This is a genomic window from Reichenbachiella sp., from assembly GCF_033344935.1.
Lineage (GTDB): Bacteria > Bacteroidota > Bacteroidia > Cytophagales > Cyclobacteriaceae > Reichenbachiella.
The window spans coordinates 1,878,191-1,893,712 of sequence record NZ_JAWPMM010000001.1; the positions used below are offsets into that span (position 1 = coordinate 1,878,191).

Below are 15,522 nucleotides of genomic sequence, written 5' to 3' on the forward strand. Positions count from 1 at the left end.
CCAGTACGAATTGGCCATGAACGGAAATGATATATATCAACGGATAAATAATCCGTGACAAAGGTAGTCTATTTCCTTTTAAGGTTCTCGATACTGTTTCTATCGCAAGAGATTGAGCTGAATATCAATTGAATGTTCACTTTTAGCTTGGTTTAAAACAAAGAATGATTAGGTTTTAATTACATTTGAATCATGGATGATTCGATACTGTACTATCTTGTTTTAGGAGCGATTTATGTTTTATCAAAGCTTTTTGGTAAAAAGAAAAATCAGGATATTCCGGCTGAAGTAGATGAATATCAGGAATTGGATTCGCCCAGACCAACGAAGAAACCTGCACCAACTTTTGAGGACATTCTGAAAGAGCTCACTGGTGAGCAGACACCTGCATTTACCAAAGAAGAAAAGGAGCATCCACTTCAGCCAGTTCCAGAGCCGGTATTGGCAACTGAATTAGTGGATTATCAAAAGAAGAACATCGAAGCGCTTGAGGAAGATGATCTAATTGATATTGTGCCTCATAAACCACTCGAAAGAAAAAAGCTTCATTTTGAAAGAGATATCCATTTTAAAATGGAAGAGGTAGGAGAAGAGGAGGATATCGGAGGTGATATTGAAGAAATGCTCTCTGACTACGATGGAGTCCGTAGAGCAATGGTGCTTAAAGAAGTTTTGGACAGGAAGTATTAAGCTTTATCCAACGCTTTTAATTCATTCGTAAAACTCCCAGATAAAATCGGGAATCTACACCAAGTCTTAGGGTCTACATTAAAATCATCCAGATGAAAGGATGGAGCCAATCGCTCTCGTTTCCATTGATTGATCGACCATAGCTTGTAGAATTTCCGGATATAACTTTTCAGTAATTCAGAATCGATATCTAATTCTTTATTTAAAGTCTGAAATACATTTAATGGAGACTTTCGCTGGAAAATGCCCAGACGTTCAATCTTAACCATGATAGGGTAGGGCATTAAATCATCTTCGTCGGTTTGTGTGTATTCCTTAGGTCGCAATTCGGCAGTGGGAGTCAGACTATTGACATGAGAAAGCCCAGAATAGCCTAATTCCTTTTCAGCGTAATTGAGCCATTGAAGTAGGAAAGGTTTGTCAACACCCGCGATTGGCGCCAAACTACCACTGGTGTCGCCGTCCATCGTCGTATAGCCTACATCTCCCTCACTTCGATTAGAAGTTGTAAGTAGGATGGCTCCTGTGATATTGGCAATCATCCAAATCAGTGGTGAACGTGTTCTAGCCTGTATATTTTGCATGGCAATGTCGTCTTGTTCCCAAGAGAGCTTTCGGCCAATTGCTTTTTCTATTATCTCATGATTGGTATTCACCACATCATCGACTTTCCACTGTTTGAATTGTGCACCAATCGATTCAGCTAAAGACTTAGCTGAATTTAAAGTGTCCTCGGAAGAGTTTTTGGTGCCTTGGTAGGCGGTGATTAGAATTTTACCAACCAGATGTTTAATTGTTTCAGTTTCTGTCAGTCTCTGAATTGAATCCAAATCTTGATGGATGGCATTGGCGAAAGGTTCAATACCCAATTCTTTCACGCCATTTCGAACCGATTCCGCAACCAGTACCGCTATGGATGAGGAATCGGCGCCACCACTGAGCGATAGGGCATATCCTTTGGCTCTACTCTTTCTGAGGTAATCAAAAAGTCCTAAAGATGCTGCTTTTGCAAAATCACGATTGTTGTCTAAGTCATCTACATGATCAGTCTGCTTATAAGCTTTGCTTTTGACATCAATATCAAAAGTCAATAACTCATACGGCTTGAAAGATAATCGCTTGTTTGTGGCCAATAATTGACCATGACTTGCCAGTATGATGTCTCCATCATAAATAACTCTGCCCGATTCGTTGCCCAACTGATTGACGTATAAATAGTGGCATTCAAAATTGAGACTGCTAGTTACGATTAGGTTCTCTCTTATCTTATGCTTCCCAAAGGCAAAGTGACTAGCGCTAGGGTTGAGAATCAAATCCACGCCTTTTTCAAACAATCGACATGCGGGTCTGTTTTCATTCCAGGCATCTTCACAGATTTCAAACCCAACGTATACGCCTTCAATATGGAAAGTCAAGTCCCCAATAGGGTAGCTTTGACCATCGATGGTTAAAGATTCTTTAAGCCCGTTAGGCCAGGGTGAAAACCAACGTGGTTCGTAGTGAATGCCATCATTGGCTAGGATTTGTTTAGCGTAAAAACCTTGAATCTTGCCATTTTGGATTAGGCAAGTGGTATTGTAAATTTTGTGGTTGTGAATAATCGGTAGGCCAACGGCAACGGCTATGTTTTCACAGAGAGGTACGATTTTTTGAAGTTGATTAATCGCTTCTTCTACTAGCCACTCACTTAAGAATAAATCTTGGCAACCATAGGCCGTGATACAGAGTTCAGGCAAACATAATATCCGAACATTTTGTTCTTGCGCTTCACGGATCGCCTTTTTTATGTTAGAAACATTATTGTCCCAGTCAATTGGAGTTTGGTTGAGGCAGGCGCCAGCGATTCGGATTTGGCTCATGTGAGGATTTGGGTAATTCTATTCAATTTTTAACACTTGGCATGACTTTTCAGCGGCATTCTGTTCAGCTTTTTTCTTACTTAGTCCATGGCCCACACTGATTTCTTTCTTGCCAACGTACACCTTCGCCTCGAATTTCTTAAAATGCTTTTGATTGTCTTGTTCTTCTACTTCAAATCGAAGGTCTTTGTTTTCTTTTTGAGACCATTCTATGATTTTACTTTTGAAGTTCGTGTTGTTGTTGATGATTTCATCCAGGTCGATATGCGGGATGATCAGCATTTTGAAGATAAATGCTTTGGTGGCTGCAAAACCTTTATCTAAATACACAGCTCCAACAAGCGCTTCTAGCGCATCTCCATAAATAGATTTGAATGATTGACCATTGGCTTTAAGCTGCCCATTGTATTTGATGACATCAGCTAAACCAATTTTTCTAGCCAATTGATTCAGGTGTTCCCGATTGACCATTCGCGATCTGACCTCAGTCAGAAATCCTTCATCCTTGAACGGGTATTTGTTGAATAGATATTCGGCTACAGCCATGCCTAAGACAGCATCGCCCAAGTATTCCAGCCGTTCATTAGACTCTAAAAATCCTTTGCGACTTTCTTGCGCAGCCGAACTGTGCCTCATCGCGAGGGCATAGAGTTTCAGGTTGGATGGATTAAATCCAATGATTCGTTTTAATAAAACGGCAAACTTCCGGTCTTTAGCGTTTCTGAATAACAGCAGCGGCTTTTAAATTAGTTTCACAAATTACCCTTCAAATTTACGGAAAATGATGGAAGTATTGTGGCCTCCAAAACCGAAGGTATTACTTAAAGCTACCTTAATGTCTCTTTTTTGGGATTTGTTAAACGTGAAATTCAACTTCGGATCGAATGCTTCGTCATCTGTAAAATGGTTGATCGTAGGAGGAACTTCTCCATTTTGAATAGCCATTACACAAGCAGCGGCCTCAATGGCTCCAGCAGCACCTAAAAGGTGACCAGTCATCGACTTGGTAGACGAAATGTTCAAGTTGTAGGCGTGATCCTTAAATACATTCTGGATCGCCATAGATTCACTCACATCTCCAAGAGGTGTAGAAGTACCATGAACATTGATGTAATCAACATCTTCTGGTTTCAAATTGGCATCTTTCAACGCATTAATCATTACGTTGGTAGCACCTATTCCCTCAGGGTGTGGGGCAGTCATGTGATAGGCATCAGCAGACATACCACTTCCGATCAATTCGGCATAAATTTTTGCGCCACGCGCCACCGCGTGATCATAATCCTCCAATATTAATGAAGCAGCACCTTCTCCCAATACAAATCCATTTCTGTCTTTGTCGAATGGTCTCGAAGCCGTTTCTGGAGAATCATTTCTTTCGGATAATGCTTTCAGTGCATTGAATCCGCCGACACCAGATTCGCAAACTGCAGCTTCTGATCCGCCGGTGATAAATACATCCGCCATTCCCAATCGAATGTAGTTGTATGAATCAATGATTGCATTGGTTCCTGAGGCACACGCACTTACAGTAGTGAAGTTTGGTCCTCTGAAGCCATACTTAATAGAAATCATACCAGGGGCAATATCAGCAATCATCTTCGGAATGAAGAATGGGTTATATCTTGGGGTACCATCTCCTCCAGCGAAGTTCATTACTTCATCTTGGAAAGTTTTCAATCCACCAATACCAGCACCCCATATCACACCAGCTCTGTTGCTGTCTAGTTTCTCTAGATCCAATCCAGAGTCTAAAACAGCTTCATCTGCTACGATGTGAGCAAATTGCGTGAAAAGGTCCATTTTACGAACTTCCTTGCGATCAAAGTGATCGTTGGGGTCGTAATTTTTCACTTCACATGCAAACTGGGTTTTGAATTTTTCCGCGTCGAAACGGGTGATAGGAGCAGCGCCGCTCACACCTTTAGAAAGTCCTTGCCAATATTCAGCGGCATTATTTCCTATAGGTGTGAGAGCTCCAATGCCGGTAACTACAACTCGCTTTAATTGCATATATGCTAGTTCCCTGTTTAGGTATGTTTAAATTACTTTGCGTTCGCTTCTAGGTATTCGATAGCTTGTCCTACAGTACCGATATTCTCAGCTTGATCGTCTGGAATAGAAATGTTGAATTCCTTTTCAAATTCCATAATCAATTCGACAGTGTCCAAAGAGTCAGCACCCAAGTCATTTGTGAAGCTAGCTTCGTTGCTTACTTCAGACTCTTCTACTCCTAACTTGTCGATAATAATTGATTTAACTTTTTGTGCTATATCAGACATTTTATTATTGTTTGGTTTAAAAATCTGTGCAAAGAAAGATATTTAAACTATTAATGCCAAACTAATTTTAGCAATCTGAAAAAGAGGTAATAACCGGGTGAAATTCCGCTATTTTTGGTGTTTTATTCAGGCTATTATTTACGCTATATAATAAGGTGTCTCAATGAATAGTGGATGATGTTAGTAAGTAAAGAGCATATATATAAATAATATGCGCTATTACGTGGTGCCAATATTGTTTTTATATAAATAATGTTGATATTTGCAGCTCGAAATTTTTTGTTAATCTAAAACTTAAGTAAAAATCGCTAAACAAAGATTCCAAAGGCGTGGCTTTAGAGGTCGTGTCGAAGAACCCTACAAAGTAAATGATCGGATTACTGCCAGAGAAGTTAGGGTAGTAGGTGAAAATGTAAAGGTCGATGTATATCCGACTTCGCAGGCCATTAACATGGCAAAAGATCAGGGGTTGGACTTAGTGGAGATATCGCCGAATGCTGATCCTCCAGTTTGTAAGATTACTGATTACTCAAAGTTTAAGTACGAGCAAAAGAAGAAACAAAAGGAGATCAAATCTAAAGCGCATAAAAGCGTTTTGAAGGAGATTAGGTTCGGACCTAATACTGATGATCATGATTTTAATTTTAAATTGAATCATGCCATTAAGTTTTTGAAGGAAGGAGCAAAAGTGAAAGCTTATGTTCATTTCGTAGGACGTACCATTGTGTTTAAAGATAGAGGGGAAATTTTGTTGTTGAAATTTGCTCAATCTCTCGAAGAACATGCTAAGGTGGAGCAGCTTCCTAAGTTGGAAGGAAAACGAATGTTTTTGATGCTTTCTCCTAAGGTTCAAAAGAAGAATTAATTTTTTTATCAATATATACAAATGCCAAAAGTTAAAACTAAAGCAGGAGCTAAGAAAAGGTTTAAGCTGACAGGATCTGGTAAAATCAAAAGAAAGCATGCTTTCAAAAGCCACATCTTGACTAAGAAAGAAACCAAGCAGAAGCGTAACTTGACTAAAATGGGCTTAGTCCACAAGTCAGATGAAGCTAATGTAAAAGACATGCTCAACATTTAATTCTGATTAGATCAGAATTAGGTTCAAATTTTCACCAGAGTATTGGTTCATAAGTATCTGACGGAAGTGAGATCGCCAATAATCAAAAAAGTTAAAAATTATGCCAAGATCGGTAAACACAGTAGCGAGTAGAGCTCGTAGGAAAAAGGTTCTGAAATTAGCCAAGGGTTATTTCGGAAGAAGAAAAAATGTATGGACGGTAGCTAAAAATGCCGTTGAAAAAGGTCTCACTTACGCATACAGAGACAGAAAAGTTAAGAAAAGAGAATTCAGAAAGTTGTGGATTCAAAGAATCAACGCTGGAGCAAGAGAGCACGGTTTGTCTTACTCTCAGTTCATGGGCAAGTTGTCTGCTTCTGAAATCGAATTGAACAGAAAAGTATTGGCTGATTTAGCAATGAATCACCCAGAAGCTTTCAAAGCAGTAATCGATCAGTTGAAATAAGCTGTATTACTGAATAGATATTGAGACCCTGACTCCGAAAGGACGTCAGGGTTTTTTTGTGCCTCTGTTGAACTAATTAATATGAATGTTGTCGTATTCGTGAGTTATTAGTTTATTTTGTCTTCAAAAATTTAAGAGCGATGAAAGCACTGACCTACCTGATGATATTTACCTTTTTGTTTTTTTCATGTAACGATGAGATTGACCCATTTGCGGGGGCTCCAAGTAGTGTTGAATACTTAGACATAAGTGATGGCCAGTATTTAGCTTTGAATGAGAAAGATTATCAATTGTACAAGTTTACTAAGGATGAAAAACAAGAGCTCTTCGCTCAAAGGGTCCAGTTCTTAGATGAAAACAAGGAGCCTATCGATTCTTTGTTTACTGATATTTACATAGAATCTATTAAACATATTTCTCCTGAATACTTGTGTATGTACGGAGGATTCACAATTGCATTAGATACTTCCAATTACCTGTTCTACAATAGTATATTGGTGAATAAATCAGATGGGAGGATTTATGATATGAGCGAAAATTTCCCAGATACATACTCGTCTTATTATTTAGGATCTGAATCTCTGCAAAAGGACAATGAGGGCAATCGATTTTTTACAAACGCACTTTTTTTAAATGACGCATCTCTAAAAAAACTTAGCGGACTAAATGATGGTCAATTGAGTCTGGAGACCTATGTGTCTTCAAGTCAAATTTTAGGACCAGATGGTATAAGAGGAGAGTTCTATATTTCACCTGAATCAAATTGCTTTTATTGGAATAATTCTGGGATGAAGATAAAAACTGCATCTAATGGAATAATTGTGGTAAACGAAACCTTTGAAGAGATTTTCTCATTTAATAACAAAACCTATGCATTTCATCATCAGTATTTTGATGATCCAGCACTAAACGATGTATATAATCTTGTAGAAGTAATTGTGAGGGGGGATACGTATGAGTTAAAGGAAATTGCTAAGCTAGATTATATGTTTAATCGGGAGTATGCATACTCTTATGAAAATGAAGGTTATGGCTATTTGCTTAGGTCATATTTAGATAATATAATTAGTGTTGGGATTGTTTTTGATGGCACTTTTGATCGAATAAGGCAAATTGTATTACCTGAAAACATCTCTAATGACCTTGTAAAGGTCGAACACTTTAATGATGGTTTTGTTTGGATAGGTAATGAGAATGCAGTTAGCAAGAGTATGTATAAATTTGACTTATCTAAATTTTCAGAGGAGCAGCGAACGTATAGTGACCCCGAAAGTGTAACTATCGATGTAGCTGTACTTAATTCTTATGAAGCAGTCCAATTCCCGGCAAATATTGAAATTTATGAGTATGATTTTATTTCATCTGGAGAAATATCATTTACGGGATTTGATTTAACTTCAGAGGAGGACATCACTGGGGTTATGGGATTAGACGGAAATATGACAGTGCTGGAACGTAAAAGTGATTACCGTTTTACTTACCTACAAAGAATTAACTAGAACATTGTATAAAAATTATCCTTAAATATAAGACCCTGACTCCGAAAGGAAGTCAGGGTTTTTGTGTCCAATACCTTCTAATTATTTTAGGTTGATGGACGGTGATTTTGCCGAACCCCCAAATTGATAGAAATATTGCGTTTGTAGAACAAGGCCTGAAGAACGCATAGGTTGTTAGTTATCATTAGTTTTTCTAACTTTCAATACATTCACCAAACCTAACCTATCATGTCTACGCCTAGCAAGTATCAAAATCATACTCATTCCTATCTTGCTTTACGTAAAACTGTCGGTTGGATAGGTATTTTATTACCTTTCGTATTGCTGATTGGCACACACCTTTTGGATAATAATTCATGGGAGTCCATCAGTCATTATTATTATTCGACCATGGGTCGTGTTTTTATAGGCGCATTGTGTGCTGTGGCGCTATTTATGTTTTTCTAAACTGGATTTGACTGGAGAGATGATTGGGCAGGAAATTGTGCGGGTGTTTTCGCTGTTGGGGTAGCCTGGTTTCCAACTACAAAAGTTGGAGATATTGATACGATAGGTTGGATACATTATGGTTGCGCAGCTTCGTTATTTCTCACCTTCGCCATTTTCTCTTTGGTACTATTTACCAAAACTAAAGACGATGATGATTCTAATAGAACACCTGAAAAGAGATCTAGAGATCGTATTTATAAGTTATGTGGTTGGGCTATCATTTTTTGTGTTGTCAGTATTCCAGTTTATGCTAAACTATGGCCTGATTCAGAATTTGAATATACTTTTTGGGCGGAAACAGCTGCTTTGATAGCTTTCGGGTTTTCTTGGTTAACAAAAGGTGGGGCTATTCTATCAGACAGGAATAAACATTGATGCTATGTATGCTAAACTACTGATCATTTCCTTTTTTGTTTTATCGGCTTGTAGTCAGCAATATTTTGATCAACCTCAGCCCATAGATGGAAAAAATATCTATGCATTTCCAGCGCCTTTTCAAGGAATTTGGACAGATGGTAAGGACTCATTGATTGTAGCCAAGTATTTTTTTGCCAACATTGAATATAGCAGTTTGTCATTGCCTTATACAAAAAGAGACACTACCGCATATGCGCTTTTCAGGGGAAGCAAAGTGTATCCTTATGATTCCATAAGGCAACAGATCTTAGGAGTAGGTACATCATTTGAAGTAAGAAATGATTCCATCTACTATGAAATCAGAGAGAGTTTAGAGGTACAGCTTGGACGAAAAGCATTTCTGAGGCAAGTTGGAGATCAATTTGTACTGAATGTAAAAGGTGATAATGATTGGTGGGAATTGTTCCTGATGGGAGTTACAGATCAGCGGAAGTTGGTGGTGACCTATCCAAGTATTGACGCGATGATCGAGCAGGATATTAACCCTGTCTTGTCAAATACTGAAGAAGATTACTTTGAAGTACAATGGACTACCAAGCAATTTAATCAACTGATTAAGAATAATGTCTTTTCGGATACTCTACTATTTATTGAACAACAAAATTAAACCTGACATATGCGCAAATCAACCTATAACCAGCGGTATGAAAAAGATCATCATGCTGATGAAAAAGAACGTAAACATATTGTCCTTTTAGATGGTACCTGGAATGATGAGACCGGGCTGGACGGAAGTGGACTGGTAACCAACATTGTTCAATTATCCAGGATATTTATAAATAAACCGGATAAACAGATTGTTAGGTATCATAGGGGCGTAGGCAATGATAACGACAATAAATGGTTGAGTCATAATTGGAAAGGAGCGGATGGTAAGGCTGTCGGCTTGATTGTAGAACGTGCGTATGCACGATTGGTACAAGATTGGCAGAGGGGAGACAGGATTTATATTTTTGGTTTTAGTAGAGGTGCTGCAGCTGCACGGTTGTTGGCCTCAAAAATCAATCGAGAAGGGATTCCGAAGAGTGTAGAGATTACCTTGAAACCAGTGGAAAATCGTGAGACAAAGGTTGTAGAACAGCGAATACATCGAGTAAATTTCGATCGAAGTGCCAGCAAGAAAGTTGATATTGAGTTTCTTGGAGTTTGGGATACGGTAAGTGCACTGGGTTTATTTAACAATATCTTAGCTACCTTCAAATTAAGAAAGAGAGATTTATTCACAGACCAGCACATAGCTACCAATATTCAACAAGCTGTGCATTTGGTGAGTATAGATGAAACTCGCAATTCTTTTCGCCCTTCTCTCATGAATCATAAAGAAGGGGTGACTCATGAAGTTTGGTTCCCAGGAGTTCATTCAGATATAGGGGGAACCTACTTAGAGAAAGAATTGTCTCAGGCTAATTTGTATTATATGATTGATAAACTGAGTGAATGGAATGAAGCTAGAAAACTTGATGATTTCTTGATCGATCAAAATGCCTATGCTGAATCCACCAAATCAGATATTGATCGCGCTCATTTTCATTTTCAAGGTCATGGTTTTGGAAAGAGCCTCAGGGAAATAGCTGTACAAATGGATGGAAAAAAGGTTGAAAATTTACCTCCTAAAATTCATCAACTGTATCACGATATAACATCACGCAGAAATTCGTATTCGGTGGTGGAAGTAAAAAAGTGGTTTAGACGTAAATCCAAACGAATTACCAATTTTCAATACATGCCTTTTAATGTAAAGGTTTTGGATGGTGAATATGATGTAGTGGGCTGAACATTATCTAGGTGGCAATTCGGGGTAGGGGATTAATGATTCGATGATCAGTGCTACGCCGTCTTTAGTCAATAGAATGAGCGTGATGATAATGGCTCCAGAGATTATCGCCACTCCGATATTGTTATTCTTCATTTCTTCAAATTCATCAATGGGCGTTAGTTTAGAATAGATGACAATCCCCAATAGGCTAATAGCCAGGCCTGCACAATACGCAATGAGAATATAAGCTCCACCTCGTATCAAAAAGGAAAATAATAAGCCACTAGCACTAGTTTCAGTATTGGATAGCAGTCTAAAAGAAGAAACAATTGGCTCAATCGTACCGCTGACCATTAGTCCCATGCCAAAGAGTACACTAGCGATGAAAATACTATAAGCCTGGTTGTTGTGACCAATGTTGAATTTTTTCTTTCCATACCATTTAAGAATTTTGTATGTGGTAGAAAGTATGACCAGCCCCATCGAGAGGGCAGAGAGGATTTCTATGATACCTAGAAAGAATACGTTAGAGTTCATGTTTTAATGCTATGTCCCAATATTTTTTATTATCCATTCCTGGCGGAATGATACCCGGCTCCCAGCCGGTAGCTGTAGTTTCCCAAAAGTAGTATTTTTCGCCAGCGATCGTTAGATATTCTCCAGCAGCTGAAATATTCAAAGCCAGCATAGAGTGACGGTATTCTTTGCTGATCAGTACGACTGGATCATAGTTGAAGTGCCTCAAGATCGCGTAAATCAAAACTGTACGAGAATCGCAATCCCCTTTCAATGTATATAGAAATTCGACAGGAGATGTGATGCCATATCGCTGATTGCCATAGCAAGGGTGGTCGCTATGCTCGTTGGTACAGTCATCAGACAAGATATATTGATAAGGAATATCCTGCACCATCTTGACCACTGCATGAGCAAAAGCAGTATAACTCAAGGAGTCTTTTTTTGATAATTGATCCAAGGAATCAAAAACTGTTTTCATATGAACTTGATCCGTTTCGGCCAGTTGTCGATAGACTTTACCCCAAAACTTTGGATAAGAATAGGCTTTGGGGTCGGCCATTTCATTCTTATTCGAAGCGGCCGATTGATTGGCCTGCTTATCCATTTCATAGGCCAAACAATAGTCCGTATGGTGTTTCTGATCTTCCCACGCCAGTTGATGCTGCACGGCAAACGTTCCTGTCTGCGTGTATTCTTCGCAAGATTCGATAGAAAATTTCGGAGTCTCTTTCCACAAAGAAATAATCACCGATTTGTTGATGAACAGAATCACCAAAACCCAAACCAAAAATTTCCAGCCTTTCACAGCGCCAATGTTAAATATTGAAAAGGAATGTTTGGCAAAGTCGAGTGACTTTTTTGAAAACCTGCGTCCAACATCGAAAAACAATTATATAATGTCTGATTCAATTAATACACTGAAGGCTTTCCATATTCAAAGCTCCATCAATTTAAAGGAGTGTAAGTCTACACTATCGAGTTTGGTTATCGACTCCAGTTCTATGGACCTTTTCCTCAACCTGGGTGATGGGAAGTATGGGCGAATTTTCAACTATGGTGTCATGGTCTTTTATGGCTGTAATCAAGAAGATATCTCTAAACTTTTTATGGAACTGGCCATTGTTGAAGATGTGAAAGCGTTGGAAAACTATTCAGACGACTTTGGGATAAAGCTGTCTGACGGAGATTACAAAATTGATTTCCATTACATCACCTTACCAGAAATTAATGAAGAGGTAATTCGGATAGCGATGCTCAATCTTGGGCAGAGTTTAGCACTTAAATACTATGATGCGGTTTCTCAAGATTTACTTTCCAGTATCCGTGAATTCACAGGTGAACTCGAGACGAAAGGAAAGCTAAAAATTAGTCAAAAGAATATCTTGAAGTTTGTTGGGAAAGCCCTTAATACACAAAACAGAATAGCAGAAAACCTATACATTTTTGACGCACCAGCTGTGACTTGGGAAAATGAGTATTTGGAGCAAGTGAACTTATCCTTGTCAAAGCATTTTGAGTTGAGCTCTAGATACCGTTCGATCGATAGTACCTTCAATATCATCAAAGACAACCTATCGGCGTACTTGGATTTGTATCATCACAAGGAAAGCAGTAAGCTCGAATGGATTATTATTATTCTGATCCTGGTAGAAGTGATTGATACTTTCGTCTCCAAGATGTTTTAAACTATTTTTTTAGCTTTTGATACAACTCATTCACATGAGTGCGTGCGCGTTTGAGGCGCATTTTTACGGCACTTTCCGAAAGACCTAAACTTTCCTGAATGTCTTTGATTGAATGCTTTTCCTTGTATTTAAGGAGTAAGAGCATTTTTTCCTCAGGGGAAATAACTTCGAGGAGTTCTTCTAAAATTTGAAAGGAGAGCTCCTCGGGTATTTCGTCTACTCCTTCAATCATTTCGGCCACTTCATCAGCCATTTTTTCTGTAATCACCTTGAGGACTTGGCTTTTTTTGTTTTTCCTAAGGTAATCCATACACGTATTATGTACGATGGCAAACAGCCAAGTTGAAAATTTTGCTTCACCTCTGAAATATTTGATTTTCAAAAAGACTTTAATCAAAATTTCCTGGCAAAGGTCTTCAGCAGTGTCCTCATCTTTCACATAAGTCTTGCATTTTTTGAGAATGCTTTTTTCATGACGCTCAGTGAGTACCGAGAAATAGGACAGGTTTTCTTCAGCCTGAAGGATAGTGATCAATTCTTCGTCAGAAATATTTTTATCAAACATGTAAGTGATAAGTGACTTTTTTAAATACCTGCGTCCAATGATGAAATATAGATAAAGTATAGGCATAAAATGCAAACTGCAATCAAAGAAAAAATATTAGATGTAGATATCAAGGCGCAGCCAAATGATGTCACCTGCGGGCCTACATGCTTGCATGGGGTGTACAATTATTACAAAGATGTGATTCCATTGGCTGAAGTCATTGAGCAGGTTAGTCAACTGTCAACGGGTGGAACCTTGGCTGTATTGCTGGGAACTCATGCGCTCAAGCGTGGATATGAGGCTACGATCTATACTTTCAACCTTCATGTTTTTGACCCTTCCTGGTTTGATGGAAAGGTGGATTTGATAGCAAAACTCAAAGCTCAGATGGAAGCAAAGGCTGACAACGAAGTATTGATTGCTGCGAGCCAGGCTTATATCGACTTTTTATCCTTAGGTGGAAAAATCAAATACGAAGCGTTGACTCCGGCTTTGATCAGATCCTATTTGGCAAAAGACATACCCATTCTTTCAGGTTTGAGTGCGACTTATTTGTACGATAGCCCGAGGGAATACGGAGAGTTTGAAGTGGTGTACAATGACGTGAAGGGTGAACCTAGCGGTCATTTCGTGATTGTGAATGGATATAATCCGGATAGCAGACAGGTCTATATCGCAGATCCATTAAAGTATAACCCGATAAGTGATAATCAATATTATAAAGTGAGTTATCAGAAGTTAATATCCTCTGTGATGTTAGGCGTGGTGACTTACGATGCCAACTTATTAATGATAGCGCCTAAACAAAACTAACTGATGGCAAAACTTATTATTACAGAAAACCCAGAGAAGTGGGATTTAGAATTCGAAGGAGTGACCGTAGTCACTCCCACAACGTACTTTGGTGACTCAGAATACCAGTCCAAAAAATTCAAGATCATCAACTTGTGCAAATCGCACCAATACCAAAGTGTGGGCTACTATGTTTCACTATTGGCGGAGGCACGTGGGCATAAGGTGATCCCTGAGATAGCCACTTTACAAGATTTTAGATTTCCTTCTTTGATCAAAGATGACGCGGAAGATTTCGAAGATATGATCAACGAAAGTTTGAAAGGAATATCGGAATCCAAGTTTGAGTTGAGGGTGTATTTTGGTCATACGGGAGAGCAGGCGTTTAGCCGATTGGGTGCGTTGTTGTTCAACCTGTACCAGGTACCTATAGTTCAGGCGGTATTTGTGAAGAAAGAGAAGTGGCAATTGCAGTCATTGAAGACCCTACATTTGAATGAAATAGGAGAAAACGATTTTCCTATGCTTCAAAAAGCCCTTCATTTCTATGTCATGGGCAAAAATGTAGTGCGAAAAAAGTATGCACGCAAGAAGTATGATCTGGCAATTCTGTTGAGTCCAGAGGATCAAACGCCTCCTTCTTGTCCGAAGGCCATTCAGAAGTTTATCGCTGCTGCGGAAAAGAAGGGGTTCAATGTGGAGATTATCACCAAAAATGACATTGGTAAATTGGTGCAATACGATGCGCTACTTATTCGTGTGACAACGAATGTAAACCACTATACTTATCGCTTTGCGAAGAAAGCGGAGTCTGAAGGGTTAGTAGTTTTCGACGACCCAAACTCAATTCTGAAGTGCACAAACAAAGTGTATTTACATGAGTTGCTAGTGGCTAACAAAATCAAGGTGCCAAAGTCTCATATTTTGAGAAAGGATCATCAGGAAATTCCAAGCGAGTTCAACTACCCATTGGTGATCAAACAGCCTGATGGTTCTTTCTCCAAGGGGGTGAAAAAGATTGCCAACGAAGAGGAGTTGAAGCCAGCACTGAAAGAACTGTTTAGCAAATCAGAACTGTTGATTCTTCAGGAATTTGTACCTACCTCTTATGATTGGCGAGTGGGTGTGATCGATGGCAAACCACTCTATGTATGCAAGTACTATATGGCGCAAAATCATTGGCAGATCGTCGATTGGAAGAAGAACGGAGAGCACCGAGAAGGTAAGAGTGAAACATTAAAAGTAGAAGATGCGCCGGCTAAATTGATCGAAACGGCGGTGAAGGCTACTTCACTCATTGGCAAAGGATTGTATGGCGTGGATATCAAAGAAATTGATGGCCATTTCTGTGTGATTGAAGTCAATGACAACCCGAGTATAGATGCTGGGGTAGAGGATAAAGTCCTCAAAAATGAGTTGTATGGAAGAATAATGGATGCTTATTTAAATAGATTGAATTAA

General features: G+C 38.9%; 17 protein-coding genes. 10 read left to right on the top strand and 7 right to left on the bottom strand.

What is annotated here, in order from left to right:
• The first annotated feature begins 192 nt into the window (after positions 1–192).
• Positions 193–690 carry a hypothetical protein gene (locus R8N23_RS08140; protein WP_318171090.1) on the top strand — a complete coding sequence of 166 codons (498 nt, stop codon included), beginning with the start codon at positions 193–195 and terminating at the stop codon, positions 688–690.
• Here R8N23_RS08140 and nadE read toward each other — a convergent pair.
• Genes nadE through R8N23_RS08160 form a run of 4 tightly spaced genes read right to left on the bottom strand, consistent with a single transcriptional unit; the run spans position 687 to position 4,831 of the window.
• Positions 687–2,549, bottom strand: a complete 1,863-nt coding sequence (gene nadE / locus R8N23_RS08145) for an NAD(+) synthase (RefSeq protein ID WP_318171091.1) — start codon at positions 2,547–2,549, stop codon at positions 687–689. The two genes, R8N23_RS08140 and nadE, sit on opposite strands and share 4 nt — an antisense overlap.
• An 18-nt stretch (positions 2,550–2,567) precedes the next feature.
• A complete protein-coding gene (gene rnc, locus R8N23_RS08150; RefSeq protein ID WP_318173568.1) occupies positions 2,568–3,284 on the bottom strand; it encodes a ribonuclease III in 717 nt (238 codons plus the stop codon).
• A 24-nt stretch (positions 3,285–3,308) separates the two neighbouring features.
• Entirely contained in the window at positions 3,309–4,562 is a 1,254-nt protein-coding gene (gene fabF, locus R8N23_RS08155; RefSeq protein WP_318171092.1) for a beta-ketoacyl-ACP synthase II, read from the bottom strand.
• Positions 4,563–4,594: 32 nt separating this feature from the next.
• Positions 4,595–4,831 carry an acyl carrier protein gene (locus R8N23_RS08160; RefSeq protein WP_084373960.1) on the bottom strand — a complete coding sequence of 79 codons (237 nt, stop codon included), beginning with the start codon at positions 4,829–4,831 and terminating at the stop codon, positions 4,595–4,597.
• 304 nt (positions 4,832–5,135) lie between these two features.
• Between R8N23_RS08160 and infC the strand changes: the two genes are divergently transcribed.
• The 6 genes from infC to R8N23_RS08190 all read left to right on the top strand — a co-directional run bounded on the left by infC (position 5,136) and on the right by R8N23_RS08190 (position 10,536).
• Positions 5,136–5,696: a translation initiation factor IF-3 gene (gene infC / locus R8N23_RS08165; RefSeq protein ID WP_318173569.1), complete on the top strand. Its 561-nt coding sequence runs from the start codon at positions 5,136–5,138 to the stop codon at positions 5,694–5,696.
• 21 nt (positions 5,697–5,717) lie between these two features.
• The gene (rpmI, locus tag R8N23_RS08170) at positions 5,718–5,912 is read left to right on the top strand and encodes a 50S ribosomal protein L35 (RefSeq protein WP_318171093.1); all 195 of its coding nucleotides are present in this window, start codon (positions 5,718–5,720) and stop codon (positions 5,910–5,912) included.
• 100 nt (positions 5,913–6,012) lie between these two features.
• On the top strand, positions 6,013–6,357 hold the full coding sequence (gene rplT / locus R8N23_RS08175) for a 50S ribosomal protein L20 (protein WP_318171094.1): 345 nt from the start codon (positions 6,013–6,015) through the stop codon (positions 6,355–6,357).
• Positions 6,358–6,497: 140 nt separating this feature from the next.
• Positions 6,498–7,856: a hypothetical protein gene (locus R8N23_RS08180; RefSeq protein WP_318171095.1), complete on the top strand. Its 1,359-nt coding sequence runs from the start codon at positions 6,498–6,500 to the stop codon at positions 7,854–7,856.
• 868 nt (positions 7,857–8,724) lie between these two features.
• Entirely contained in the window at positions 8,725–9,369 is a 645-nt protein-coding gene (locus R8N23_RS08185) for a hypothetical protein (RefSeq protein WP_318171096.1), read from the top strand.
• 9 nt (positions 9,370–9,378) lie between these two features.
• Positions 9,379–10,536 (top strand): DUF2235 domain-containing protein, encoded by a 1,158-nt coding sequence (locus R8N23_RS08190; protein ID WP_318171097.1) that lies wholly within the window; start codon positions 9,379–9,381, stop codon positions 10,534–10,536.
• Positions 10,537–10,539: 3 nt separating this feature from the next.
• Here the strand turns inward: R8N23_RS08190 and R8N23_RS08195 are convergent, their stop codons facing one another.
• Both R8N23_RS08195 and R8N23_RS08200 read right to left on the bottom strand, forming a co-directional pair.
• On the bottom strand, positions 10,540–11,055 hold the full coding sequence (locus R8N23_RS08195) for a DUF350 domain-containing protein (protein WP_318171098.1): 516 nt from the start codon (positions 11,053–11,055) through the stop codon (positions 10,540–10,542).
• Entirely contained in the window at positions 11,045–11,842 is a 798-nt protein-coding gene (locus R8N23_RS08200; RefSeq protein WP_318171099.1) for a hypothetical protein, read from the bottom strand. The genes R8N23_RS08195 and R8N23_RS08200 overlap by 11 nt, the downstream gene beginning before the upstream one ends.
• A 91-nt stretch (positions 11,843–11,933) precedes the next feature.
• Here R8N23_RS08200 and R8N23_RS08205 point away from each other — a divergent pair, with 91 nt between their 5' ends.
• Positions 11,934–12,722 (top strand): RMD1 family protein, encoded by a 789-nt coding sequence (locus R8N23_RS08205; RefSeq protein ID WP_318171100.1) that lies wholly within the window; start codon positions 11,934–11,936, stop codon positions 12,720–12,722.
• Position 12,723: 1 nt separating this feature from the next.
• Here R8N23_RS08205 and R8N23_RS08210 read toward each other — a convergent pair whose 3' ends face one another.
• A complete protein-coding gene (locus R8N23_RS08210; protein ID WP_318171101.1) occupies positions 12,724–13,287 on the bottom strand; it encodes an RNA polymerase sigma factor in 564 nt (187 codons plus the stop codon).
• Between the two features lie 69 nt (positions 13,288–13,356).
• Here R8N23_RS08210 and R8N23_RS08215 point away from each other — a divergent pair, with 69 nt between their 5' ends.
• On the top strand, positions 13,357–14,082 hold the full coding sequence (locus tag R8N23_RS08215; protein ID WP_318171102.1) for a C39 family peptidase: 726 nt from the start codon (positions 13,357–13,359) through the stop codon (positions 14,080–14,082).
• A 3-nt stretch (positions 14,083–14,085) separates the two neighbouring features.
• Positions 14,086–15,522: a RimK family protein gene (locus R8N23_RS08220; RefSeq protein ID WP_318171103.1), complete on the top strand. Its 1,437-nt coding sequence runs from the start codon at positions 14,086–14,088 to the stop codon at positions 15,520–15,522.

What these genes read in the sequence shown, in the direction of transcription:
- R8N23_RS08140 (WP_318171090.1), top strand. Translation starts at nt 193, where the DNA reads ATGGATGATTCGATACTGTACTATCTTGTTTTAGGAGCGATTTATGTT.
- nadE (WP_318171091.1), bottom strand. Translation starts at nt 2,549, where the DNA reads ATGAGCCAAATCCGAATCGCTGGCGCCTGCCTCAACCAAACTCCAATT.
- fabF (WP_318171092.1), bottom strand. Translation starts at nt 4,562, where the DNA reads ATGCAATTAAAGCGAGTTGTAGTTACCGGCATTGGAGCTCTCACACCT.
- R8N23_RS08160 (WP_084373960.1), bottom strand. Translation starts at nt 4,831, where the DNA reads ATGTCTGATATAGCACAAAAAGTTAAATCAATTATTATCGACAAGTTA.
- rpmI (WP_318171093.1), top strand. Translation starts at nt 5,718, where the DNA reads ATGCCAAAAGTTAAAACTAAAGCAGGAGCTAAGAAAAGGTTTAAGCTG.
- rplT (WP_318171094.1), top strand. Translation starts at nt 6,013, where the DNA reads ATGCCAAGATCGGTAAACACAGTAGCGAGTAGAGCTCGTAGGAAAAAG.
- R8N23_RS08180 (WP_318171095.1), top strand. Translation starts at nt 6,498, where the DNA reads ATGAAAGCACTGACCTACCTGATGATATTTACCTTTTTGTTTTTTTCA.
- R8N23_RS08185 (WP_318171096.1), top strand. Translation starts at nt 8,725, where the DNA reads ATGTATGCTAAACTACTGATCATTTCCTTTTTTGTTTTATCGGCTTGT.
- R8N23_RS08190 (WP_318171097.1), top strand. Translation starts at nt 9,379, where the DNA reads ATGCGCAAATCAACCTATAACCAGCGGTATGAAAAAGATCATCATGCT.
- R8N23_RS08195 (WP_318171098.1), bottom strand. Translation starts at nt 11,055, where the DNA reads ATGAACTCTAACGTATTCTTTCTAGGTATCATAGAAATCCTCTCTGCC.
- R8N23_RS08205 (WP_318171100.1), top strand. Translation starts at nt 11,934, where the DNA reads ATGTCTGATTCAATTAATACACTGAAGGCTTTCCATATTCAAAGCTCC.
- R8N23_RS08210 (WP_318171101.1), bottom strand. Translation starts at nt 13,287, where the DNA reads ATGTTTGATAAAAATATTTCTGACGAAGAATTGATCACTATCCTTCAG.
- R8N23_RS08215 (WP_318171102.1), top strand. Translation starts at nt 13,357, where the DNA reads ATGCAAACTGCAATCAAAGAAAAAATATTAGATGTAGATATCAAGGCG.
- R8N23_RS08220 (WP_318171103.1), top strand. Translation starts at nt 14,086, where the DNA reads ATGGCAAAACTTATTATTACAGAAAACCCAGAGAAGTGGGATTTAGAA.